At 65.2% G+C, this 1,061-nt stretch carries 2 protein-coding genes; both read left to right on the top strand.

Annotation, left to right across the window (positions count from 1 at the left end; translation table 11 throughout):
• Nucleotides 1-538 (top strand): SDR family oxidoreductase (locus tag ABT171_RS41780; protein ID WP_351252207.1); only part of this gene is annotated, 538 nt, incomplete at its 5' end.
• A gap of 70 nt (nt 539-608) precedes the next feature.
• Nucleotides 609-1,061, top strand: a 453-nt coding sequence (locus tag ABT171_RS41775) for a fumarylacetoacetate hydrolase family protein (RefSeq protein WP_351252205.1), incomplete at its 3' end; no start/stop codon positions are given.

Here is a 1,061-nt window from a genome sequence, read left to right as displayed (position 1 = left end):
CGGCCCGATCGACGTGTTGTTCAACTGCGCCGGCGTGGTGCACAGCGGATCGATCCTCGACTGCAGCGAAGATCAGTGGGCGTTCGCGCTCGATCTCAACGTCACCGCGATGTTCCGCATGATCCGCGCCTTCCTGCCGGGCATGTTGGCGCGCGGCAAAGGCTCGATCATCAACATGTCTTCGGTGGCCTCGAGCGTGAAAGGGGTGCCGAACCGCTTCGCCTACAGCGCCAGCAAGGCGGCGGTGATCGGCCTAACGCGCTCGGTGGCGGCGGATTACGTCACCCAGGGCATCCGCTGCAACGCCATTTGCCCCGGCACGGTGGAATCGCCGTCGCTGCGCCAGCGCATCGCCGAGCAGGCGCGCGAACAGGGGCGCAGCGAGCAAGAGGTGTATCAGGCGTTCGTCGCCCGTCAGCCGATCGGGCGCATCGGCACCACCGAGGAAATCGCCCAATTGGCGCTGTATCTGGCCTCCGACGCCAGCTCGTACACCACCGGAACGGTGCAGATCATCGACGGTGGCTGGAGCAACTGAGCCGCCATTTTTGAGAGAGGAACGCATGAAACTTTTACGTTATGGGGAACCCGGGCAAGAGCGCCCCGGCATGTTGGATGAGCAGGGCCGCCTGCGCGATCTGTCGCAGCATATCGCCGACGTGGGCGGCGCCGCGTTATCGCCGGCGTCGCTCGCCAAACTGCGCGCGCTGGACAGCGCCGCATTGCCGCTGGTCGAGGGGCAGCCGCGTCTCGGCGCCTGCGTCGGCGGCATCGGCAAGTTCATCTGCATCGGCCTGAATTACGCCGATCACGCGGCGGAGACCGGTGCGGCCATTCCTGAGGAACCGGTGGTGTTCAACAAATGGACCAGCGCGGTGGTCGGCCCCTACGACCGGGTGGAGATCCCGCGCGGATCGCAGAAAACCGACTGGGAAGTGGAGCTGGGCGTGGTGATCGGCCTGGGCGGGCGCTACATCAGCGAAGCGGATGCGATGCGCCACGTCGCCGGTTATTGCGTGATCAACGACGTCTCAGAACGCGAATATCAAATTGAGCGCGGC

Origin of the sequence: Streptomyces sp. NPDC001851 (assembly GCF_040297165.1) — a bacterium.
Classification (GTDB): Bacteria; Actinomycetota; Actinomycetes; order Streptomycetales; family Streptomycetaceae; genus Streptomyces.
The sequence above is the reverse complement of the archived record's forward strand: the minus strand, read 5'-3'. Positions and strand labels throughout refer to the sequence as shown.